Genomic DNA, 5,705 nt, shown 5'->3' on the forward strand with positions numbered 1-5,705 from the left:
GCTGCCGGTGGACCGATTGGAGGGGAAGATCCGTTTCGAGAAGGTCGGCTTCCGGTACGGCACCGCCTCCCCGAACGCCTCCGACGCGCTGCGCGACGTGGACCTCACCATCCCGGCCGGGCAGACCGTCGCGTTCGTCGGCGAGACCGGTGCCGGGAAGTCCACCCTGGTCAAGCTCGTGGCCCGGTTCTACGACCCCACCTCGGGGGCCGTGATGGTCGACGGCCGGGACGTCCGCGACCTGGACCCGACCGGCTACCGCCGCCGGCTGGGCGTGGTGCCGCAGGAGTCCTACCTGTTCGCCGGCACGGTCCGCGACGCCATCGCCTACGGGCGGCCCGACGCGACCGACGCGGAGGTGGAAGCGGCGGCCCGGGCGGTCGGCGCGCACGACATGATCGCCCGGCTGCCGAGCGGCTACCTGCACCCGATCGCCGAACGGGGCCGCAACCTCTCCGCCGGTCAGCGCCAGCTCATCGCCCTGGCCCGCGCCGAGCTGGTCGACCCCGACATCCTGCTACTGGACGAGGCCACGGCCGCGCTGGACCTGGCGACGGAATCACTGGTCAACGAGGCCACCGATCGACTCGCCAAGCGGCGCACCACCCTGGTCGTCGCCCACCGCCTCACCACGGCGGCCCGGGCGGACCGGGTGGTGGTCCTGGACGGCGGACGGGTCGTGGAGGACGGCACCCACGCCGAGCTGCTGGCCGCCGGCGGCCGGTACACCGAGCTGTGGCGCAGCTACACCGGCGAACCGGTCGGCGCGACCCCCGGCCCCTGACGGGGTGGGCCCGTCCGGTGGGGCCGAACGGGTGGGCTCGTCCGCCGGGTCCGGGCCCCCGCGAGCGGCGGCCCTATCCTGGCCGGGGTGTCCGGGGCGGGCGCCGTCCCCTGCCGAAAGGACGCGAGTCCCGTGTCGCTTCTCGTGGACGCCGACCTGATGGACGAGTTGACCGGGGCCGCCCGGCGGGACGGCGTCGAGCGGCATGTGGTCGGCGCGGTCGTCACCGACGACGAGGGGCGCGTCCTGCTGTTGCGCCGCCGGGCCGATGAGGACCATCTCCCCGGGCTGTGGGAGCTCCCCTCGGGGCGGGTGGAAGCGGGTGAGAACCTGCTCGACGCGCTGCGGCGGGAGGTGACGGAGGAGACCGGACTGACCGTCACCGCCGTCGAGGAGTATCTGGGCACCTTCGACTACCACTCGCGCAGCGGCCGGGCGACCCGCCAGTTCACCTTCACGGTGCGGGTCGCCCCGGATGGGGACCTCCGGCTCGCCGAACACGACGCCGCCGTCTGGGCCGCCCCCGACGACGACCACTCCGTCTCCCCGGAGGTGCGCGACCTCCTCACCCTGCACCACACCGCCGCCGGCTGACCCGGGGCACCCGCCCCCGGGCGCCGGCGCCCCATCGGCCACGTGGGCGCGGAACTCACCACCAGCGGGTTTTCCTGATCCGTATCGGGACCGGTTCGCCGAGTACCACCACGACCGTCTGCCACATCCGGGTGCTCTGCAGGGCATGACGCACGGTGCCCTCGGAGAAGGCCCGCTTGGCCATCAGGACACCCTGCGACGCGGCCTCCGGGTCGCGTGCCAGGAGGTCGGTGAGGGCTTCCATCACCGCGAACTGCGCCTCCTGCAGCGTGCGCGCCCGCGTGGCGTTCTCCCCGATGGTCACCGCCAGTCGGGTGCGGAAAGGTGGACGACCGGCAGGCTCGCGTCTGTTGCCGGAAGGCGGGACGTGGCGCCCGAGACGAGAAAAGAAAGCTTGTCGGCCGAGGGATGAGACCCTCGAAGGACTGGGTGGTGTCCGCTCCGTCTCATCGTTCATGCTTGTCCGGCGGGCTCCAGGCGCACCGTGAACCAGACCCACTTTCCCCCGGGGACGCAGGTGTAGCCCAGGCCGGTGGTCATGTCCCGCAGCAGCCACAGGCCCCGTCCGCCTTCGGCATCCCACGCGGGGACCGTCACCGCCGGAACCTCACGAGACCTGTCGAACAGGCGTACCCGGATTTCGCTCCCGAGGTGGTGCACCTCCAGTCGGCACCTCGGGTCCTCGACGTGCTTGAGCACGTTGGTGATCAGTTCGGACACCCCGAGTCGCACCAGTGCCACGGTGTCGGGGCAGCCGCCCCACTCCCGGACCAAGGAGGCGACCTCTTCCCTTAGGGCGCCCGCCCGTTCGGCGTGAGCCTTCACCTCCCGGCGGAAAGGGCGCGGTGAAGGGGATGCTTCGGCGGGGGATTCGGTCTCCATGAGGTCTCCTCCGGGAGAGTCGCGCGAACGTTCGGGCGCTCCCTCCACTCTGATTGCTCTTGGCTGTGACTTGATTACCCTGCGAATATGGACCTGTTGGCTTGCGTCGTGCAAGTCAACTACGAGAGTTCACTTCTACGAGTGAAGAACGGGCTCCCGGTTGTCAACTGTCACTCCAGTGAGGGGGAAGGTCATGGCGGAGGACTCGAAGCCGACCGTGCGTCGTCGTGTCCTGGGAACCAACCTGCGGCGCCTGCGGGAGGAGAGAGGGCTTCTTCTCGAACATGCGGCGGAGCATTTGAGTTGTAACGCGTCGAAGATCAGCCGCATCGAGTCCGGCCGTAGTCCGGTCAGGCCCCTCGATCTCAAAGCGCTTCTGGACCTCTACGGCGTCCTTGATCAGGGCGCGCGTGAGGGGTGGTTGTCATTGGCCCGGGAGGGGCGCCGACAGCGTTGGTGGCGCGCCCTGGAAGATCAACTTCCGCGGGACTTCCTGGATCTCATCGGCCTGGAGGAGGACACGTCGTACTGCCGGGGTTTTCAACCGGCCATCATCGACGGTCTGCTGCAGACGGAGAGGTATGCGGAGGCGGTGATCGGGGGAGGTTCCCCCGGCCCTTTGCAGCCGAACCAGGAGACCATGCTCAAGGTGCGCCTGGAGCGGCAGAAGGCATTGACGCGTACCGAGCACCCCATCGAGGTCTGGATGGTGATGGGGGAGGCCGCTCTGAGGCAGATGTGTGGTGGGCCCGAGGTGATGCGTGCGCAGCTCCACCACCTGCTGGAGTTGGCGAACCTGGGCAATGTGACCCTGCAGGTTCTGCCCTTCTCCGTCGGCGCGTACCGGGGTGGTCCGTTCCCTTTCAAGATCTATCGGTTCCCCATGCCTTCCGAGATGGAGGTGGTTCTCCTGGAGAGCCACATGAGCCACGCCTACCTGGAGAACCCCCGGGACATCGCGTTTCACTCGGAGATCTTTGATCGCCTCCGGGCCACGGCCTTGGGGGAGTTGGACAGCAGGCGCATGATTGAGGGAATCGCACGCGAGTACGCCCGGGAGTCGAGGGGAGACGAAGGTGCTGGTGGAGACCGGTTGGGTGAAGAGCAGTCACAGCGGGCAGAACGGGGATTGCGTCGAGGTGCGTCGTGAGGGCGCCCGAGGAATCGGTTTCCGTGACTCGAAGTGCCCGGATGGGCCGGTGATGGCGGTGGGACGTGAGAGTGGGCGGCGGTTCCTCGCGGCGGTCGCCCGGGGCGAGGGGCTCGGCGGAGCCTGAGCCCTGCCCGGGTTCCGGCGCTCCGGGGTCGAGTGACGGGACTTGAACCCGAGACCACCTGTTCCCGCACTCTCGCCCGGGGCAGTGAGGTTCGCCCTCACTCCCGGGCGAGGGCGGCGAGGTGGATGTCGACGGTCTGGAGCAGACCGCCGGGCGGCGGGGCGGCGCCGTCCCACCAGAGGGTGGCGGCGATCTCGTCGTTCGGGGTGAACGGCACCGGACCGAGGGCACCCGGGTCGGCGATCGTGGCGGTGAACAGCGCGCCGCGCGAGGGCGGGTGTCCGACCAGCGTGGTGTAGGGGAAGCCGACGAACCGCAGGTCGTCGGCGGCCACGGTCAGCCCGGTCTCCTCGCGCACCTCACGGGCCGCCGCCGTGCGCGGGGTCTCGCCGGGGTCGATGCCCCCGCCCGGCAACTCCCAGCAGTTCCGCTCGCGTTCGTGCACCAGCAGCAGACGGTCACCGTGCCACAGGGCGGTCAGCGCGTAGGTCAACGCGTGGTCGCTCGGCGGCTCGTGCTCCGGGACCCGGGCGAAGTCCAGCAGATCGATGCCGAGCGGGCCGGAGGCCAGGGGAACGGAGTCGGCGGGCGTACGGCCGGGGTCGGGGGCGCCGGTGGTGGTCATGGCGGCAGCGTACGGGGCCCGTGTCGGAACCCGGGAGGGATATCCGGCGCCCGGGCCCGCGACCGGTACGTCCCGCACCGCCGCACCGCCGCACCGCCGCACCGCCGCACCGCCGCTCAGCCGGCGCGCGCCGGGCGCGGGCCGGAAGGCGGCGGGGCGGTGGAGGCGCGCACCCGCAGCTCGGTTCCGACGACGGTCACCCCGCCCGGCGGCGGCTCCTCCACGCCGAGGGCCAGCAGCCCCGCCCGGGCGCCGGCCTCGTGCAGCGGCAGGCGGGCGGTGGTCAGCGCCGGGGCGGCCTCGGCGGCGAACGGGAGATCGTCGAAGCCGGTGACGGAGACGTCCTCCGGCACCCGCAGGCCGGCCTCCCGCAGCGCGGCGCAGGCCCCCAGCGCGACGGTGTCGTTGGCGGCGGCGATCGCGGTCAGACCGGGGAAGCGGCGCAGCAGTTCGCGGGCGCCCCCGTACCCGGAGTCCCGGTCGAAGCGCCCGTGCACGACGCGGTCCCCGGCCCCGTCGGTGAGGCCGGCCGCATCCAGGGCAGCCCGGTGGCCCTCCAGGCGGTGCCGGGTGGTGGTGCGCTCGGCCGGACCTGCGAGGTAGCCGATCTCCCGATGTCCCAGGGAGATCAGGTGCTCCGTCAGGGCCCGGGCCCCGCCCCGGTTGTCGAAGGCCAGGCAGGCGGGGTGCGGGAGGTCGACGGCCCGGGGCAGGGGCACCTCGGTGCCGTCGGGCGCGACGGCGGTGTCGGCCTCCGGCGCCTCCCCCTCGGTGCCCCCCTCGTCCCCGGCCACGGGCGGGGTCAGCGGCGGCCTCCCGCACAGCACGACCCGGGCCCCGGCACGCTCTATGCGCCGCAGCGCGGCGGCGAGCGCGGCCTGGTGGGCGGGGTCCTCGACGGCGCCGCCGGTGAGGATGACGGCGGCGGCGCGCTGGCGCTGGAGCAGGGTGAGGTAGGTCAACTCCTGTTCGGGGGAGCCGCCGGTGGTGCAGACGACGGCGAGTTTGCGACCCCGCCCGTCGGGGGCGTCCACCGGCGCGATCCTGGACTGCACGCCCCCGGCGATGATCCCGAAGAAGGGGTCGGCGATGTCGTTGACCAGTACCCCGATGAGGTCGGAGGTGGCGGCGGCGAGCGAACTGGCGGGTCCGTTGACCACGTACTCCAGTTCCTCCACGGCCCGCAGGACCCGGCTGCGGGTGGTGCCGGCGACCGGGTAGTTCCCGTTGAGCACCCGGGAGACGGTCGCGGCGGAGACCCCCGCGCGGGCCGCCACGTCGGCCAGCGTCACTGCCATGCCTTGCCCTCCGGCTGAAAGAAAACGGACGCGCCCTTGTCAGAGCGCTGGGGGCAGGTTAGCTTTTCCCCGGAGTAGAAAGCGCTTACTACGGTGTGGTCGTCCGGTGGGGCGATCACCGGGTGACCACATCGGGGTGGGCACCGAGGGGGAGGCGCCGGAGGCCGACACCGCCGTCGCGCCCGACGGCACCGAGGTGCCCCTGCCCCGGGCCGTCGACCTCCCGCACCCCGCCTGCCTGGCCC

Annotated in this window: 8 protein-coding genes and 1 pseudogene; 5 read left to right on the forward strand and 4 right to left on the reverse strand. The window is 72.0% G+C overall.

Going from position 1 to position 5,705, the window contains the following annotated elements; translation table 11 throughout:
* Positions 1-784 (forward strand): ABC transporter ATP-binding protein (locus FNQ90_RS10820; protein ID WP_182606174.1); only part of this gene is annotated, 784 nt, incomplete at its 5' end.
* A 132-nt stretch (positions 785-916) separates the two neighbouring features.
* Positions 917-1,378, forward strand: a complete 462-nt coding sequence (locus tag FNQ90_RS10825) for an NUDIX hydrolase (RefSeq protein ID WP_323379876.1) — start codon at positions 917-919, stop codon at positions 1,376-1,378.
* A gap of 55 nt (positions 1,379-1,433) precedes the next feature.
* Here the strand turns inward: FNQ90_RS10825 and FNQ90_RS10830 are convergent, their stop codons facing one another.
* Both FNQ90_RS10830 and FNQ90_RS10835 read right to left on the reverse strand, forming a co-directional pair.
* Positions 1,434-1,682: a hypothetical protein gene (locus tag FNQ90_RS10830; protein ID WP_182606175.1), complete on the reverse strand. Its 249-nt coding sequence runs from the start codon at positions 1,680-1,682 to the stop codon at positions 1,434-1,436.
* Between the two features lie 149 nt (positions 1,683-1,831).
* Positions 1,832-2,260: an ATP-binding protein gene (locus FNQ90_RS10835; protein ID WP_182606176.1), complete on the reverse strand. Its 429-nt coding sequence runs from the start codon at positions 2,258-2,260 to the stop codon at positions 1,832-1,834.
* Between the two features lie 193 nt (positions 2,261-2,453).
* On the opposite strand from FNQ90_RS10835, the pseudogene FNQ90_RS27285 reads away from it, so the two are divergent.
* The 3 genes and pseudogenes from FNQ90_RS27285 to FNQ90_RS10845 form a co-directional block, all read left to right on the forward strand.
* Positions 2,454-2,651, forward strand: a pseudogene (locus FNQ90_RS27285) (helix-turn-helix domain-containing protein); the annotation flags it as partial.
* A gap of 30 nt (positions 2,652-2,681) precedes the next feature.
* Entirely contained in the window at positions 2,682-3,410 is a 729-nt protein-coding gene (locus tag FNQ90_RS10840; RefSeq protein WP_228471032.1) for a DUF5753 domain-containing protein, read from the forward strand.
* Entirely contained in the window at positions 3,400-3,537 is a 138-nt protein-coding gene (locus tag FNQ90_RS10845) for a DUF397 domain-containing protein (protein WP_323379877.1), read from the forward strand. The genes FNQ90_RS10840 and FNQ90_RS10845 overlap by 11 nt, the downstream gene beginning before the upstream one ends.
* Before the next feature lie 97 nt (positions 3,538-3,634).
* Here FNQ90_RS10845 and FNQ90_RS10850 read toward each other — a convergent pair whose 3' ends face one another.
* Complete coding sequence (locus FNQ90_RS10850; RefSeq protein WP_182606179.1) at positions 3,635-4,162, reverse strand: NUDIX hydrolase; 528 nt, start codon at positions 4,160-4,162, stop codon at positions 3,635-3,637.
* A 116-nt stretch (positions 4,163-4,278) separates the two neighbouring features.
* Positions 4,279-5,460 (reverse strand): LacI family DNA-binding transcriptional regulator, encoded by a 1,182-nt coding sequence (locus tag FNQ90_RS10855; protein ID WP_182606180.1) that lies wholly within the window; start codon positions 5,458-5,460, stop codon positions 4,279-4,281.
* Positions 5,461-5,705: the final 245 nt, after the last annotated feature.

The organism is Streptomyces alkaliphilus (genome assembly GCF_014141535.1).
In the GTDB taxonomy this organism is placed as follows: Bacteria; Actinomycetota; Actinomycetes; order Streptomycetales; family Streptomycetaceae; genus Streptomyces; species Streptomyces alkaliphilus.